The organism is Streptomyces seoulensis (genome assembly GCF_022846655.1).
Taxonomy (GTDB): domain Bacteria; phylum Actinomycetota; class Actinomycetes; order Streptomycetales; family Streptomycetaceae; genus Streptomyces.
Genome location: NZ_AP025667.1, coordinates 5,394,862 through 5,410,300 on the forward strand (window position 1 = coordinate 5,394,862; position 15,439 = coordinate 5,410,300).

Here is a 15,439-nt window from a genome sequence, read left to right on the forward strand (position 1 = left end):
ATTTGTATCTTCCGCCGGCCGGAATATTCCGCAGTGAAACAAACCGATAGGATCGCCTCATGCGCCGTTCGAAAATCGTCTGCACTCTCGGCCCCGCGGTCGACTCCCACGACAAGCTCGTCGCCATGATCGAGGCGGGCATGAATGTGGCCCGCTTCAACTTCAGTCACGGCACCCAGGCCGAGCACCAGGCGCGGTACGACCGCGTCCGGGCCGCCGCCAAGGAGACCGGGCGCGCCATCGGCGTCCTGGCCGACCTCCAGGGCCCGAAGATCCGTCTGGAGACCTTCGCCGAGGGCCCGGTGGAGCTGGAGCGCGGTGACGAGTTCGTCATCACGACCGAGGACGTGCCGGGCGACAAGCAGATCTGCGGCACGACGTACAAGGGCCTGCCGGGTGACGTCTCGCGCGGCGACCAGATCCTGATCAACGACGGCAACGTCGAGCTGAAGGTCGTGGACGTCGAGGGTCCGCGGGTGAAGACGATCGTCATCGAGGGCGGTGTCGTCTCCGACCACAAGGGCATCAACCTGCCCGGCGCGGCCGTCAACGTGCCCGCGCTGTCCGAGAAGGACGTCGAGGACCTGCGCTTCGCCCTGCGCATGGGCTGCGACATGGTCGCCCTGTCCTTCGTCCGCGACGCCAAGGACGTCCAGGACGTCCACAAGGTGATGGACGAGGAGGGCCGCCGGGTCCCGGTGATCGCCAAGGTGGAGAAGCCGCAGGCGGTCGAGAACATGGAGGACGTCGTGATGGCGTTCGACGGTGTGATGGTCGCCCGTGGTGACCTCGCCGTCGAGTACCCGCTCGAGAAGGTCCCCATGGTGCAGAAGCGCCTCATCGAGCTGTGCCGGCGCAACGCCAAGCCGGTGATCGTGGCGACCCAGATGATGGAGTCGATGATCACCAACTCCCGGCCGACCCGCGCCGAGGCGTCCGACGTCGCCAACGCGATCCTGGACGGCGCGGACGCGGTCATGCTGTCGGCCGAGTCCAGCGTGGGCGCGTACCCGGTGGAGACCGTCAAGACGATGTCGAAGATCGTCAAGGCGGCCGAGGAGGAGCTGCTCTCCAAGGGCCTCCAGCCGCTGGTGCCGGGCAAGAAGCCGCGCACGCAGGGCGGTTCGGTGGCCCGCGCGGCCGCGGAGATCGCCGACTTCCTCGGCGGCAAGGGCCTGATCGCCTTCACCAAGTCCGGTGACACCGCCCGCCGTCTGTCCCGCTACCGCGCGGCCCAGCCGATCCTGGCGTTCACCACGGACGAGGGCACCCGCAACCAGCTCACCCTGAGCTGGGGCGTGGAGTCGCACGTGGTGCCGTTCGTCAACACCACGGACGAGATGGTCGACATGGTCGACCAGGAGCTGGCCAAGCTGGGCCGCTTCAACGACGGCGACACGGTCGTCATCACCGCGGGTTCGCCCCCCGGGGTCCCCGGCACCACCAACATGGTCCGGGTGCACCACGTGGGCGGCGGCGACCGCAACTGACGTCCCCCGACGTGACCGTGGCCCGGTCCCCCTCTCACGGAGGGGGACCGGGCCACGGTCTTGTGCGGCTCCCGAACGGGCTCGTGGTACGGCTCAGTCGGCGTACTGGTGGAGCTTGGGGATGGTCAGCGTGCCGCCGAACTGGCCGGCCTGCTGGACCGTGACGTCGGTGAAGTAGATCAGCGGGATGTTCAGCGGCGGCGGGCTGTCCGGGCTGAAGGTGATCGGGATCAGACCGAACAGCTTGCCCGAGATGCTCTCGGTGTACATGGTGGTGTCGCCGTCGCGGATCGTGGACGTCGTGCCCTTGCCGGCCTGGACGTGGTACGTCTTGCCGGACGCCTTGTCGTTCACCGTCTGGTGCAGGTCCCCGATGTCGGTGCCGTCGGAGATGACGTACTTCAGCACCTTCTTGACCTTGCCGCTGGCGGTCCGCACCTCCACGACGCCCTGGTAGTCGGCACCCTTGAGCAGCAGGGAGCTGGCGTTGAGGTACCAGGGGTCGTCGGCGAGGAGCTGCTTGTTGTCGACGCCGCCGACGTCGTCCGTGGCCTTCTCGCAGTCCTCGGCGGCGTCGGACGCACTCACGGAGGGGCTGGGGGAGGCCGACTGGGAAGCGCCCGGCGAGGCGCTCTCCCCGGGCTTCTCCGAGCCCTTGACCGCTCCGGGGGTGTCGTCGCTCTTCCCGGCCGGCTCGTCCTCGTCACCCGTGGCGGAAGGCGCGGGCGTGGAGGAGGAGGGGGCGGGCGCGGTCGTCGCGGAGGACGACGGACTCGCGGACGGCGTACCGGACTTCTTGCCCCCGGTCAGCACGTCCCCGAGGGCGTCCCCGATCGAGCCGAGCAGGTCGCCGTCGGCACCCGTCGAACTGGCCGAGGGGGACGGGGTGCCGGCGGAGGCCGAGGGCTGCGCGGAGGGCGCGGCCGCGGGCTCGGAGGCGCGCGAGGCGGAACCGGAGGCGGGGGTACCGCCCTTGTCGTCGCCGGAACCTGAATCCGGCGAAGACGCCTTGCCGTCGCTCCCGTCGGCCTTGTCCCCGCCGGGCGCCGAAGGACTGGGCCTGGCCGGGCCGGTGCTCGCCCCGGCCGAGGGCGTGGGGCTCGCGGAGGTGTCGTCCACCTTGCCGCCCAGCGCCTCGACGCAGTCCTTGTAGTCCGACGCCTTCTGGCTGTTGGACGCCGGGCTGCCGCCGCTGTCCGCGATGGCGAGCGTGGACGTGAAGCCCATGCCCATCAGCACGGCCGTGGGCATCGCCACGGAGGCTATGGCCTTGCCCGCCGGCATGTGGAGCCGGGTGAAGAGCAGCTTCTTGGGGGCCGCGTGGCGGGGCCCGGTTCTCGCACGGGACCCGTCCACATCGGGCCCGTGGGTCACCTCGTCAGCCGGCACTGTGCCTCCCGTTCGCCTCGTTGGCCGGGCTCGTTCCTGACAGGTCCATCGGCGCGCTCACCGGCTCCGCGCCGCGCGGGGCCGGCACGCCGTAACGGCCGGACTCCTCAGCCTGCGCCGCCGGACCGGGCGACCAGGCGATGCCCATCGCGCCGCCCACCATGGAGAGGAGGAAGCCGACGACGAAGCCACCGAAGTTGGACACGGGGATGGACACCAGCGCGAGCAGGATCGCCGCGACGCCCGCGAACACCCGTACGTGCTTCTGGAACCAGAGGCTGATGCCCAGCACGATGAGCAGCACGCCGATGATCAGCGAACCGGCTCCGGCGGTGGTGGCCATCGCCACCGTCAGATGACCGATCTGCAGATGGGCGTACGGGAAGTACATGATCGGAAAGCCGCCGAGCAAGACGAAAAGACCGGCCCAGAAAGGCCGGGTGCCCCGCCAGGCGCGGAACTGCAGCCTCCGGCGGGCGAACTGGCCGGGTACGGCGGCAGGAGTCTCGGCGCTCATGGAAAACAGCTCCCTGGTGCGGCATTGCTGTGGTGGAGATGTGGGCCGCGGGTGAAGCAGCGGCCGGACAGTGGACGGGCGGGGGAGCCTGAACTCCCCCGCCCATCAGCCGGTGCCTAGTAGCACTCGGCCTTGGTGCCCGTGGACAGGGCCATGTGCAGACCGTTGAGCTTGAAGGTTCCGGCGGTGGTGGCCCACGCCGTCTGCTTCACGTCGGTCAGCTCGGCCGAGGCCGCCTCCTGGGCGAACCCGTACGGGTTGACCTGCTTGTTGGCCATCTCGCCGCTCTTGATGCCCGGACCCTTGAGGTCCTTGCCCGCGACACCGATGTTGATGTCGTGGAAAGTGGCGTCGGCGCCGAGGTCCTCGACGTCGATGTACAGGTTCTCGGCGGCGACCTGCTTGTTCGGGTCGCTGCTGTCACCCGCCGTCAGCCGCAGCGTGACGGAGCCGATCCCCGGGATGCCGGGGGTGACGACCGACTGGCACATCTTGTTGATCTTGGCGCTGGAGAACGCCGAGACCGCCACCGGATGCGCCGTCTTCTCGCCACTCAGGGTGTAACCCGAGTCGATCGCGCCGTACTGCGAGAAACCGGTGCCGTTGAGCGTCTTGGCCGTCACCTTGAACGACTGGCCGGAGACGCTGAACGACGCGGCGAGAGCACCCTGCGCGAGGGCGACGCCTATCACGGCCGTTGCGGCGACGCTGGGCACCATGACCACAGCGAAGCGCTTCCATCTGGTCCCGCCACGCACCTGGGACTCCATATTTCCTCCTTCTCGGACGTACATCTCCTGTCCCGGAATCGCCCCAGCGGGCGGCTCGGCCGGGCAGGGATGGGAGAAGTGCTACGTCCTCGGGAAGGGGAGCGCCCGCGCTCGACGGCACGAACCCGCGCCCGAACAACCGGCGTTCACCCCCGAGCGACAACCACTGGTCGCGCCTGACGCACATCACGCACAACCTTCGGGACAGGCTCCACCGGTATGGCGAAGACCCCCCTGTCCCAGAGCCGGCGCCACTGCCGCCGGCTCTGCTCGGTGGGGACCCAGAGTCTCCCGCTTCCCGGCCGGCTGCCGGGGTGCGGAAATGGACCGAGCGTGGCCGATCGTGGTGCATTCTCGCCGCCCGCACAAGGGGCGCCGTTACCGGCTAGTAACGGCGCGATAACCGAACAACGACCCAGCGGTCTCGGAGGGCGACAGACCGTGCCATCAGTGGGCAGAGCAAAGCCGTTGATCCTCGGGCGAAGCCGGACAGATCAACGGCTCTGGCTTACTCGGAGTAACAGTAAGCAGGTTTACCAAGTTTTGGTAAAGCGTGATCGCTCAGGCATCAGACCGGCCATTCGGCGAGCCTGTCCTCACGCGTCCCGCGGTCCGACACGGAGTCAGAACAGCGCCCGTGCCAGGGCCCTGCGCGCGGCCACCACCCTGGGGTCGTCCGCGCCCACGACCTCGAACAGCTCCAGCAGACGGCGGCGCACCGCGTCCCGGTCGTCGCCGGCGGTACGGCTCACGGTCTCGATGAGCCGGCCGAAGGCGTCCTCGACGTGACCGCCCACCAGATCCAGGTCGGCGGCGGCGATCTGGGCGTCCGCGTCGCCGGGCTTCTCGGCCGCCTCCTTGCGCACCCGCTGCGGGTCCAGGTCCTGCACCCGCTGGAGCAACTCGGCCTGCGCGAGACCGAGTTTGGCCTCGGTGTTGGCCGGGTCGTCGTTGAGCACGTTCTTGTACGCCTGGACGGCACCGCCCAGGTCACCCGCGTCCAGCGCCTCGACCGCGGCGGCCAGCAGGGCGTCGTACGGCCCCTCCGGCACCTCGGCGGCGGGAACGGCGCCCGGAGCCGCGTCCGGGTCGACGGTCAGACCGGTCAGGCCGAAGCGCTGCTCGGCGACCTGGATCAACTGGTCGAGGGTCTCCCGGATCTGCTGCTCGTCGGCCGCGCCCTGGAAGAGCGGCAGCGCCTGCCCCGCGACGACCGCGAAGACGGCCGGAATCCCCTGGACCCCGAACTGCTGCATCAGCATCTGGTTGGCGTCGACGTCGACCTTGGCGAGCAGGAAGCGCCCGTCGTACTCGACGGCCAGCCGCTCCAGCAGCGGGCTGAGCTGCTTGCAGGGCTGACACCATTCGGCCCAGAAGTCGATGACGACCGGGACTTCGGCGGAGCGCTGGAGGACTTCGCGCTCGAAGCCCGCCTCATCGACGTCGATGACGAGGTCGGCGGGCGAGACCGCGCCCGCGCCGCCGTGCCGGGCGGCTTCGGCGCGCGCCTGCTCCGCCTTGGCCTTGGCCTCCTGGGCCGCCTTCACCGCGGCGAGGTCGACGACGCCGCTCATGGACATGTTCCGTGGCTGCATGCGTCTATCCTCCCCCGTTCCGGCGTATGAAGGAAAAAAGCGATCGTGGTCGGCGATCGCGGTCGGCGCCGGGTCCCCACCCGCGCCAGTGGTCGTCGCCCGTGTACGTCCGTCACGAGCTTTCGCTACGAGTCGTAGCGTAATACCCCGGCCCCGGTCCGCGACACCGCTTCCCGGTGATCTCTCTCACGACGTGCCGCTAGGGTCGTGTCCATGCAGAGCCGCACCCCCGCCAGCCGTACCGGGCGCCCGCGCAGTGCCGCCGCGGATGCCGCGATCCTGGCCGCCACCCGGGAAGCCCTGGTGGAACTGGGCTGGTCCGGGCTGACGTTGTCCGACGTCGCCGTGCGGGCCGGGGTGGCGAAGACGACGCTCTACCGCCGCTGGCCGGGCAAGAACGAACTGGTCGTCGACGCGGTGGCGGAACTCTTCGACGAACTCCGGCTCCCCGACAGCGGCAGCCTGCACTCCGACATCGAGGGCGTGGTCCTCCAGTTCGCCGCCCTGCTCGCCCGGCCGGAGGCCAGGAGCGGCCTGATGGCGGTGGTCGCCGAGTCGACGCTGGACGAGGCCCTGCGTGAGCGCATCCGCACCTCCGTCGTGGACCGCCAGAAGCGTCTGGTCGTGGCGGGCCGGAAGCGGGCGCAGGAGCGCGGCGAACTGCCGCCCGAGAAGGACGCCCGGGCGGCGACCCGCGCGGTCGACCTCATCTTCGACGTCGTGGCGGGCGCGGTGGTCCACCGCACCCTGGTGAGCGGCAAGCCCGCGGACGCGGAGTGGGTGCAGCGGTTCGTCACGCTGCTGCTGCACGGCATCGTGGCCGGCGAGGACTGACGGCGGGACGGCCGCACCCCCTCACCGCCCGGCTCCACAAGGCGGCTTCACGCGCCGGCGACGGTCTTGCGCACATGACATGCCCAGGTCACCATGTGCTGCGGAATCTACTCGCATAGACGCGAGGTCCGGTTCCACCGCGTTCCCGCTCCACCCGGCACCACGATCCGACAGTGCGTCACCCCACATACTGACCACTCGCATCCGGGAGGACCGATCCCCGTGAGACCTCGTCACACCCGTCGCCGTGTCGCGCTCGCCGGCGCCCTGGTCGCCCTGTCCGCAGCGGCCCAGGCCCTGACCGCCGCCCCGGCCGGCGCGGCCCCGGCCCCCACACCTCACTCCACCGCCGCCCGTCCGGCCACCGCCTCGGCCGTCACCGACGCCGAGGACCGGGCGGCACGCGGCATCGCGCGTTCGCTCGGCGACTCCGCCTGGCGCACCAGCCTGCGGACGGCCGCCCTGGCCTCGGACGACGTGGCCGTCACCCCGCTCGCCGCCCGGACCGGGCACGGCCCGCACTCCCTGCTGGCGGACGCCGACCGCCGGATCGCCGCGGCCAAGGGCCTGGACCCGAAGGTCGGCCCGCTGCTGCGACTGCGCCTCGGCGACCGCTCCATGCGGGCGGCGCTGGACGCGGGCGCCACCCCCTGGGTGGCCGTGGCCGACTCGGACGACGCGGCCGGGACGGTCACCGCGTACGACAGCCGGGGCCGCGCCCACCGGCTGGACGCCCGCAGGGCACCCGCGCGCCCGGTGTACGTCGTCGACATCGACAGCTCCGAGGCGCTGGCGGCCGGCCTGGACGTCCTGCGCGAGGAACTGGCGAAGAGCGGTGTGCGCTCCGCCGCCCCGGACGCGCCGCTCACCGCGCCGGCGAACAGGACCGCGGCGGCCGAGGGAGGCTTCTGGGCCACGAAGATCGACGCGGTCGAGCTCTCCGACGACGAGGAGCCCTGGGTCAAGGGCGACGCCGAGATCTACACCCTCGTCACCGGTTTCGGCCAGGACGGGAAGGTCCGCGTCGACCCCGTCGACATGCCGTACCTGGACGACGACGGCACGGTCTACCGGCCCAACCAGATCCTCGTGAACTGGTCGAACTACAAGTACGACCTGGCCGACGCCGTGATGATGGAGGAGGACGGGAGCACCAACTACCACGACCTCGCCGTGGCCATCGCGGGCGTCCTGCTCACCGTCACCGACCAGGGCGCCTACATCCCCCTGGTCAACGCGGTCCTGGACGCCATCCCGGCCGAGTGGTGGACCGACGACCCGGATTACGTCGACTCCTGGTACACCCTCGCGCAGAACGGCAACGGCACCTACCACGGTGCCCGCGGCAACGGCTGGATGACGGTCGAGCCGTACTTCGTCCAGCAGTTCTGACCGTGTGACGCGAGCGCCGGCGGGAGGGAGCCCTTCCTTCCCTCCCGCCGGGCCCCGACTTTCACCCCGCCGGGAGAGCAGCAAGGTTGACGCGGGCTAGAACCCGGCCGGCTCCGTGTACACCCCCCACTCGTCCCGCAGCACCCCGCAGATCTCGCCGAGGGTGGCCTCCGCGCGGACCGCTTCGAGCATCGGCTCGATCATGTTGGCACCGGAGCGGGCCGCGCCCAGCATGGCGTCCAGCGCCTTCCGCACGGCCTGTTCGTCACGCGCGGCCTTGCGCTCGGCCAGGGCGCGGACCTGCTCGCGCTCGACCTCGTGGCTGACCCGGAGGATCTCCAGGTCGCCGGTGACGGAGCCGGTGGCGACGTTGACGCCGACGACCCGCTTCTCCCCCTTCTCCAGCGACCGCTGGTAGCGGAAGGCGGACTCGGCGATCTCACCGGTGAACCAGCCGTCCTCGATGCCACGCAGGATGCCGGAGGTGACGGGGCCGATGGGGTGCTGTCCGTCGGGGTGGGCCCGCAGGCCCCGCTCCTTGATCTGCTCGAAGATCTTCTCGGCCTCCGCCTCGATGCGGTCCGTGAGCTGCTCGATGTACCAGGAACCGCCCAGCGGATCCGCGACGTTGGCGACGCCCGTCTCCTCCATCAGCACCTGCTGCGTGCGCAGGGCGATCTCGGCCGCCTGCTCGCTGGGCAGGGCGAGGGTCTCGTCCAGGGCGTTGGTGTGCAGCGAGTTGGTGCCGCCGAGCACGGCCGCGAGCGCCTCCACGGCGGTGCGGACCACGTTGTTGTACGGCTGCTGCGCGGTCAGCGAGACCCCGGCGGTCTGGGTGTGGAAGCGGAGCCACTGCGCCTTGTCGGTCTGCGCGCCGTACACGTCCCGCATCCAGCGGGCCCAGATGCGGCGGGCGGCGCGGAACTTGGCGATCTCCTCGAAGAAGTCCACGTGGGCGTCGAAGAAGAAGCTGAGGCCCGGTGCGAAGACGTCCACGTCGAGGCCGCGGGAGAGGCCCAGTTCGACGTACCCGAAGCCGTCCGCGAGGGTGTACGCCAGCTCCTGCGCGGCCGTGGCCCCGGCCTCGCGGATGTGGTAGCCGGAGACGGAGAGCGGCTTGTAGGCGGGGATGCCGGCCGCGCAGTGCTCCATCAGGTCGCCGATGAGGCGCAGGTGCGGCTCGGGCTGGAAGAGCCACTCCTTCTGGGCGATGTACTCCTTGAAGATGTCGGTCTGCAGCGTGCCGTTCAGCACCGCCGGGTCGACGCCCTGGCGCTCGGCGGCGACCAGGTACATGCAGAAGACGGGGACGGCGGGCCCGCTGATCGTCATCGAGGTGGTGACGTCGCCGAGCGGGATGTCCCGGAACAGCACCTCCATGTCGGCGGCCGAGTCGATGGCCACGCCGCAGTGCCCGACCTCGCCGAGCGAGCGCGGCTCGTCGGAGTCGCGGCCCATCAGCGTCGGCATGTCGAACGCGACGGACAGACCGCCGCCGCCCGCGGCGAGGATCATCTTGTACCGCTCGTTGGTCTGCTCCGCGTTGCCGAACCCGGCGAACTGGCGGATGGTCCAGGTACGGCCCCGGTACCCGGTCGCGTGCAGCCCGCGCGTGAAGGGGTACTCCCCCGGCCACCCGATCCGCTCGAAGCCCTCGTACACGTCCCCGGACCGGGGCCCGTACACCGGCTCGACGGCGTCCCCGGAGAGCGTGCTGAAATCCGCGTCGCGCTTGCGCGCACGGTCGTACCGGTCCTGCCACCGCCGGCGGCCTTCTTCGATCGCGTGAGCGTCCATACCATCGAATTTACTTGGACGTCCTAGTAAATGTCGATGGGAAACCGCCGTACGAGTACGTACGGCGGTTCCGGTTACGCCTCGGCGACGGCCGGGGACGGGTCGGCGACCTTGTCCTCCAGCTCGCGGCTGATCTTCCGCTCGACGAAGAACGCGGCGGTCGGGATGGTCCCCGCGATCAGCACCCAGAGCTGCTTGCCGACCGGCCACTTCGCCTTGGAGCCCAGGTCGAAGGCGAAGACCAGGTAGACGACGTACAGCCAGCCGTGGGCGATGCCGATGATCCGCGTGAAGTCCGCGGCGCCGTCCATCTCCAGCAGGTACTTGGCGATCACGCCCAGGGTCAGCAGGACCAGCAGCACACCGGTGACGTACGCCATCACCCGGTAGCGGGTCAGCACGCTCTTCTTCATGCCGACGAGCGTAACGACCCGTTCCGGGAGATCTTGTCCCAGGGTCGCTCCCGCGCGGAACCCCAGGTCACTCCGCCTCGAAATCTCCCGCCGCGACACGCAGGGGGCGCAGGATGGCGAAGATGTCCGCGCAGCCCTCCGTGTCGTAGGCGCCGAGGCCGAAGTCCATCCCCATCAGGTCGCGGGTGGCGGCGTCGACCACCTCGCGGCCCTTGTCGGTGATGACGGCGAGGGTGCCGCGGCCGTCCTTGGGGTTGGGCCGCTTGGCCACCAGTCCGGCCTTGACCAGGCGGTCCACCGTGTTGGTCACCGAGGTGGGGTGGACCATCAGGCGCTCGCCGATCTTGGACATGGTCAGCTCACCCTCCTTGGAGAAAGTGAGCAGCACCAGCGCCTCGTAGCGCGCGAAGGTCAGCCCGTACGGCTTGACCACCGCGTCGACCTCGGCCAGCAGGATCTGCTGGGCCCGCATGATCGAGGTGATCGCGGCCATCGAGGGCACGCTTCCCCAGCGCTGCTTCCAGAGCTCGTCGGCACGGGCGATGGGGTCGAAGGGGAGACTGAGAGGCTTGGGCACGTCATCAGACCCTACCGGCCGGTCATATGCCGGGCAGCCCCGTCTCGGCTTTCGGTCACCCGGCATGCCACGGCGAGCGCGACGCAGCACACCGTGCCCGCCACCCCGGCCGCCTCGACCGCCCCCCGCACCCCCACGACCTCGGCCAGCGCCCCCGCACCGGCCATGCCCACCCCCTGGATCGTCATCATCCCCGCGCTCAGCAGCGTCATCGCCCGCCCCCGCGACTCCTCCGGCACCGCCCGTACGAACCACTGGTCGAGCCCCAGGGTGTACGCCGAGCACGCCCCGGCGAGCACCAGGAGCAGCAGGGACGGCCAGAGACCGGGGCTCAGGGCGTAGCCGAGGTAGGGCACCACGGCGAGGCAGAGCAGCGGCAGGACGATCCGCTCACGGGTGGCCTGACCCAGCCGCGCGCCCGCGAACAGCTCACCGGCGATCGTGCCGACGGGCAGCGCGCACATCAGCAGGCCGAGACCGGCCGAGCCCGCGCCCAGGTCGTCGGAGTAGGGCGCGGCGAGGGCCTCGGGCACGACGGAGAACATCGCGGGCACCCAGAAGACGAGGAGCAGCACCAGCACGCGCCGGTTCCTCAGGAGTCCGAGGGTTCCGCCGCCCTTCTCCCGCTCCGGCCGCAGCCGGGCCGGCCGGTGCCGGGTGCCGAGGCGCAGCAGCGTGGCCGAGGCGAGGAAGGTGCCGACGGTGATCAGCAGGGCGTGCCGGGGGCTGACGGCGGTCAGCAGCAGGCCGCCCAGGCCGTAGCCGATCAGCAGCGCGCTCTGGGAGACGATCCGGATCAGGGAGCGGCCGAGCACGAAGGCGTCCCCGTCGCCGAGGACGTCCGCGAGGGTCGCCATCCGGGTGCCCGCGAACACCGGGGAGACGACGGCGACGCAGCAGCGCAGCGCCAGCAGCACGCCGACGCCCGCGCCCGGCGCCACCATCGCCGCCACGCACGCGGCGCACACCAGGTCGCAGACCACCAGCACCCGCCGGGCCGGGAAGCGGTCGGCGACGGGGGCGAGCAGGGTGCCGCCGAGGGCGTAGGGCAGGAAGCCGACCGCGAAGGCGAGCGCGCTCATCAGGGGCGAGCCGGTGAGGTCGTAGACGAGCACGGACAGCGCGATCTCGCTGACGACCACCCCGAGCAGCGAGAGCACATGGGCGGCGAAGACGGCACGGAACTCGGGGACGGCGAGGACATGGCGGTAACCCGTGCGGGCGGGTGCCGGGGCCTTGGGCGGTGCGGACATGCCCGGAGCCTGCCGGGGCGATGCCGGGCGGGCGTAGAGTTTCGGCTCCAGCCGAATGTCAGGGGGAGAAAGGCCGTGGCCTCGCACCTGCACTTCGGCGGGGAGGACTTCCTCAACTGCCGGTTCGCCGTGTCCCCGCTGTGGGAGACGCAGGACGCGGTGCGCACGCTGCGCCGCCCGGACCGTCAGGGCTACCACGTGCCGTGGCTGCGCCGTATCCGTACGGCGGCGGCCGGCCTCGACCTCGCTCCGCTGTGGCTGCTGATGCCGCGCCGGGGCCACTCCCCGGACTGGCTCGGGGCGCCGCCGATCGGCCCCGCGGCCACCTTCGAGGAGGAGATCGCGGCGGTACGGGCGGCCGATCCGGAGGCGGCCCGTGAGGACACCGCCCGCTCGCTGGCCTGCACCCCGGGCGCGCTGGTCTCGGAACAGGGCCGGGCGTGGCTGGCGGACCCGGTGCGGATGGTGCGGGAGCTGGCGGACGCCCTGGAGGTGGCCTGGCGGGTACTGGTGGAGCCGGAGTGGCCCCGGCTGCGGGCGCTGCTGGAGGCGGACGTGGCCTTCCACTCGCGCCGCCTCGCCGAGGTCGGGCTCGGCACGCTGCTGCCCGAGCTGGACGCCCGGCTGAGCTGGGACGGCCGCACGCTGACCCTGCCGGGCGGGGTGTACGAACGCTGGCTCGGCGGGCGGGGCCTGGTGCTGATGCCGAGCGTGTTCTGCTGGCCGGACGTGATCACCGGCTTCGACCCGCCGTGGCAGCCGACCCTCGTCTATCCGGCACGCGGTGTCGGCGGCCTGTGGGCCGAGCCGGGCGCCCGGACGCCTGAGGCGCTGGTACGCCTGCTGGGCCGCAACCGCGCCGCCGTACTGGCGGCGCTGGACGACCCGGCCTCCACCACGGCCCTGGCCCACCGCCTCGGTCTCGCCCCGTCCTCCGTCTCGTCGCACCTGTCGGTCCTGCGCGAGAGCGGCCTGCTGACGGCACGCCGGTACGGGCACCAGGTGCTGTACGAGCGGACGCCGCTGGGGATGGCGCTGGCGTCAGGGGGCTGACGGGAGCCGCAGCGTGTCCAGCAGCCGGGGTGTGCCCGCCAGGGCGAGCGGGGTGCGGACGCAGCGGCGGGCGGCGGGGGCCCCGCGCGACGGCGCCTTGCACAGGGCGGCGCAGGCCACGGCCAGGAGCAGCAGCGGGCACAGGAAGGCGCCCGCGGCCGAGAGCGGGCCGAGTCCGGCGAACGGCTCCAGGCCGAGGCCCAGCAGGCAGCACAGGAGGACCAGCGCGCGGAGGGCCAGCCCGGCGAGCCAGGTGCGCAGGGCGCGCTCGGGGGTGATGCCGTGCTCCAGCCAGAGCCGCAGCCGGTCGACGGACCAGGCGGCGGCCCAGCCCGCGAGCGGCCGCACCAGCAGCCGGTCGGCGAAGGCACCGGGCGCGCCGCCCCGGGGCCGGTGGTCGTAGCGGACGCGGAGGCGGACACCGTGCGCGTCCGGCAGATAGCGCCAGTGGGCGGTGGTCTCGGCGAAGGGGGAGAGGGGGTGCGGGGCGGCGAAGCGCTGGGCGGCGGCGCGGGTGCCGTCCGGACGCTCGGGCTCGGCGGCGGCCACTCCGGTGCCGAGGACGGTCAGGAAGGGCAGGACGCGGGTGGCGTAGCGGAACGGTACGGCGCCGTCCGGCTCGGCGGCCGTGCGCGGCAGGTGCTGGAGCCGGGTGAAGCGCAGGTCCCAGCGCTGGCGCCGGGCGGGGTCCTGGGTGCGCGCCCACAGCTCGTCGAGATCGGCGCGGATATGCGTCTCGATGACGATACCCATGACGTTCCCCCAGGTCAGAAGTGGTTTTCGAGCGACGCTCGAAGATCCGGGAGGGAACGTACACCGGCCGCGCGCGACCGCTCAACCGCCGGGCACGCGAACACCCCGGCCCCAACGGGACCGGGGTGCGGGCGAGTTGCCGGGCTCTAGGAACCCAGGTGGCGTTCGACGGTCTCCACCTTGGAGGTGAGGCCGTCGGTGACGCCGGGCCGGATGTCGGCCTTGAGGACCAGCGAGACGCGGGGCGCGCGGGCCTCCACGGCGGCCACGGCGCGCTTGACGACGTCCATGACCTCGTCCCACTCGCCCTCGACGGAGGTGAACATGGCGTCGGTGCGGTTGGGCAGCCCGGACTCGCGGACCACGCGGACGGCGTCGGCGACGTACTCCCCCACGTCCTCGCCGACGCCGAGGGGCGTCACGGAGAAGGCGACGATCATGCGTTCACGGCCCCTTCCTCACGGGCGCGGGCCGCGATGACGGCGTTCTCGGACTCACGGCGCAGCTTGCGCTCGGCGAAGAAGCCGCCGGTGGGCAGCACCGAGAGGACGAAGTAGAGGGCGGCGGTGCCGAAGCTCCACTTGGCCCGGCTCCAGGCGTCCAGCCAGAAGATCACGTACAGGACGAACAGCACACCGTGGACCGCGCCCATCACGGGGACCGCGTTGAAGTCCGTGGTCCGCTTCAGCACCGAGCACAGCAGCAGGATCAGGAAGGACACGGCCTCCGGCGCCGAGACCAGGCGGAGGCGGCGGATGGCGGATGCGGTCTTGAGGTCCACGGGTCACCTTCGGGGAGGGGTGATGGAGGCGCGGTCGTCGCGCGACCGGCCCATGATCCGCTTTGTGAACGGAAGCACAAGCGTGCCTCCATTGTGACAAACGAAGCCCCTAGGGGTGTGCTCAGGGTCGTTCTCCACCCGTGGGCCCTGTCCCCTCCACCCGGCCGGCCGCTACTTTTCACCGTGTGGCGATGTTCCGACTGCAGGGAAGCAAGGTCCTCGCCGTCGACATGACCGGGGACGCCGTGAAGGCGAAGAACGGCTCGATGGTCGCGTACGACGGACAGATGGCCTTCAAGAAGATGAGCGGCGGCGGTGAGGGGCTGCGCGGCATGGTGACGCGGCGGCTCACCGGCGAGCAGATGACGGTGATGGAGGTGAGAGGACAGGGGACCTGCTGGTTCGCCGACCGGGCGTCCGAGATCAATCTCGTCGGCCTGCGCGGCGACACGTTGTACGTGGAGTCGAGCAACCTCCTGGCGACCGACGCGGGGCTGCGCACGGGCACCACGTTCACCGGACTGCGCGGCGCCTCACAGGGCAACGGGCTGTTCACCACGACCGTCGAGGGCACCGGTCAGGCGGCGATCCTCTCCGACGGCCCCGCGGTGGTGCTCCGGGTGAGTCCGCAGTACCCGCTGACCGTCGATCCGGGCGCGTACATCGCGCACCAGGGGAACGTGCGGCAGTCGTTCCAGTCCGGCGTCACCTTCCGCACCCTCATGGGCGAGGGCGGCGGGGAGGCGTTCCAGATCCGCTTCGAGGGCGACGGACTGGTCTATGTGCAGCCCAGCGAGCGGAACACGATCGCGGGGGATCTGTGAG

At 71.3% G+C, this 15,439-nt stretch carries 16 protein-coding genes; 5 read left to right on the forward strand and 11 right to left on the reverse strand.

Annotated features, from left to right (window positions below):
- The first annotated feature begins 59 nt into the window (after positions 1-59).
- Positions 60-1,490: a pyruvate kinase gene (gene pyk / locus HEK131_RS24625; RefSeq protein ID WP_161145668.1), complete on the forward strand. Its 1,431-nt coding sequence runs from the start codon at positions 60-62 to the stop codon at positions 1,488-1,490.
- 93 nt (positions 1,491-1,583) lie between these two features.
- Here pyk and HEK131_RS24630 read toward each other — a convergent pair whose 3' ends face one another.
- The 4 genes from HEK131_RS24630 to HEK131_RS24645 form a co-directional block, all read right to left on the reverse strand.
- Complete coding sequence (locus tag HEK131_RS24630; RefSeq protein ID WP_244337061.1) at positions 1,584-2,879, reverse strand: hypothetical protein; 1,296 nt, start codon at positions 2,877-2,879, stop codon at positions 1,584-1,586.
- Entirely contained in the window at positions 2,869-3,396 is a 528-nt protein-coding gene (locus HEK131_RS24635; RefSeq protein WP_161145670.1) for a DUF6114 domain-containing protein, read from the reverse strand. The genes HEK131_RS24630 and HEK131_RS24635 overlap by 11 nt, the downstream gene beginning before the upstream one ends.
- A 116-nt stretch (positions 3,397-3,512) precedes the next feature.
- On the reverse strand, positions 3,513-4,166 hold the full coding sequence (locus tag HEK131_RS24640; protein WP_217462749.1) for a DUF6230 family protein: 654 nt from the start codon (positions 4,164-4,166) through the stop codon (positions 3,513-3,515).
- Between the two features lie 623 nt (positions 4,167-4,789).
- Positions 4,790-5,761 (reverse strand): tetratricopeptide repeat protein, encoded by a 972-nt coding sequence (locus HEK131_RS24645; RefSeq protein WP_244337062.1) that lies wholly within the window; start codon positions 5,759-5,761, stop codon positions 4,790-4,792.
- 213 nt (positions 5,762-5,974) lie between these two features.
- Between HEK131_RS24645 and HEK131_RS24650 the strand changes: the two genes are divergently transcribed.
- Positions 5,975-6,595 (forward strand): TetR/AcrR family transcriptional regulator, encoded by a 621-nt coding sequence (locus HEK131_RS24650; RefSeq protein ID WP_217462751.1) that lies wholly within the window; start codon positions 5,975-5,977, stop codon positions 6,593-6,595.
- 222 nt (positions 6,596-6,817) lie between these two features.
- On the forward strand, positions 6,818-7,987 hold the full coding sequence (locus HEK131_RS24655; protein WP_244337063.1) for a DUF3103 family protein: 1,170 nt from the start codon (positions 6,818-6,820) through the stop codon (positions 7,985-7,987).
- A gap of 96 nt (positions 7,988-8,083) precedes the next feature.
- Here HEK131_RS24655 and HEK131_RS24660 read toward each other — a convergent pair whose 3' ends face one another.
- The 4 genes from HEK131_RS24660 to HEK131_RS24675 form a co-directional block, all read right to left on the reverse strand.
- Positions 8,084-9,784, reverse strand: coding sequence for an acyl-CoA mutase large subunit family protein (locus HEK131_RS24660; RefSeq protein WP_217462753.1), 1,701 nt, complete (start codon positions 9,782-9,784; stop codon positions 8,084-8,086).
- A 74-nt stretch (positions 9,785-9,858) separates the two neighbouring features.
- A complete protein-coding gene (locus tag HEK131_RS24665) occupies positions 9,859-10,197 on the reverse strand; it encodes a DUF3817 domain-containing protein (protein WP_217462754.1) in 339 nt (112 codons plus the stop codon).
- A gap of 67 nt (positions 10,198-10,264) precedes the next feature.
- A complete protein-coding gene (locus HEK131_RS24670; RefSeq protein ID WP_217462755.1) occupies positions 10,265-10,774 on the reverse strand; it encodes a MarR family winged helix-turn-helix transcriptional regulator in 510 nt (169 codons plus the stop codon).
- An 11-nt stretch (positions 10,775-10,785) separates the two neighbouring features.
- A complete protein-coding gene (locus HEK131_RS24675) occupies positions 10,786-12,027 on the reverse strand; it encodes an MFS transporter (RefSeq protein ID WP_244337064.1) in 1,242 nt (413 codons plus the stop codon).
- Between the two features lie 75 nt (positions 12,028-12,102).
- Between HEK131_RS24675 and HEK131_RS24680 the strand changes: the two genes are divergently transcribed.
- Positions 12,103-13,080 carry a DUF5937 family protein gene (locus tag HEK131_RS24680; protein ID WP_244337065.1) on the forward strand — a complete coding sequence of 326 codons (978 nt, stop codon included), beginning with the start codon at positions 12,103-12,105 and terminating at the stop codon, positions 13,078-13,080.
- Here the strand turns inward: HEK131_RS24680 and HEK131_RS24685 are convergent.
- The 3 genes from HEK131_RS24685 to HEK131_RS24695 all read right to left on the reverse strand — a co-directional run bounded on the left by HEK131_RS24685 (position 13,069) and on the right by HEK131_RS24695 (position 14,614).
- On the reverse strand, positions 13,069-13,833 hold the full coding sequence (locus tag HEK131_RS24685; protein ID WP_244337066.1) for a hypothetical protein: 765 nt from the start codon (positions 13,831-13,833) through the stop codon (positions 13,069-13,071). The two genes, HEK131_RS24680 and HEK131_RS24685, sit on opposite strands and share 12 nt — an antisense overlap.
- 146 nt (positions 13,834-13,979) lie before the next feature.
- The gene (locus HEK131_RS24690) at positions 13,980-14,273 is read right to left on the reverse strand and encodes an MTH1187 family thiamine-binding protein (RefSeq protein ID WP_130332404.1); all 294 of its coding nucleotides are present in this window, start codon (positions 14,271-14,273) and stop codon (positions 13,980-13,982) included.
- On the reverse strand, positions 14,270-14,614 hold the full coding sequence (locus HEK131_RS24695; RefSeq protein ID WP_244337067.1) for a DUF3817 domain-containing protein: 345 nt from the start codon (positions 14,612-14,614) through the stop codon (positions 14,270-14,272). Before HEK131_RS24695 ends, HEK131_RS24690 begins: the two co-directional genes overlap by 4 nt.
- A 191-nt stretch (positions 14,615-14,805) precedes the next feature.
- On the opposite strand from HEK131_RS24695, the gene HEK131_RS24700 reads away from it, so the two are divergent.
- The gene (locus HEK131_RS24700) at positions 14,806-15,438 is read left to right on the forward strand and encodes an AIM24 family protein (protein WP_161147627.1); all 633 of its coding nucleotides are present in this window, start codon (positions 14,806-14,808) and stop codon (positions 15,436-15,438) included.
- The last annotated feature ends 1 nt before the right edge of the window (position 15,439 follow it).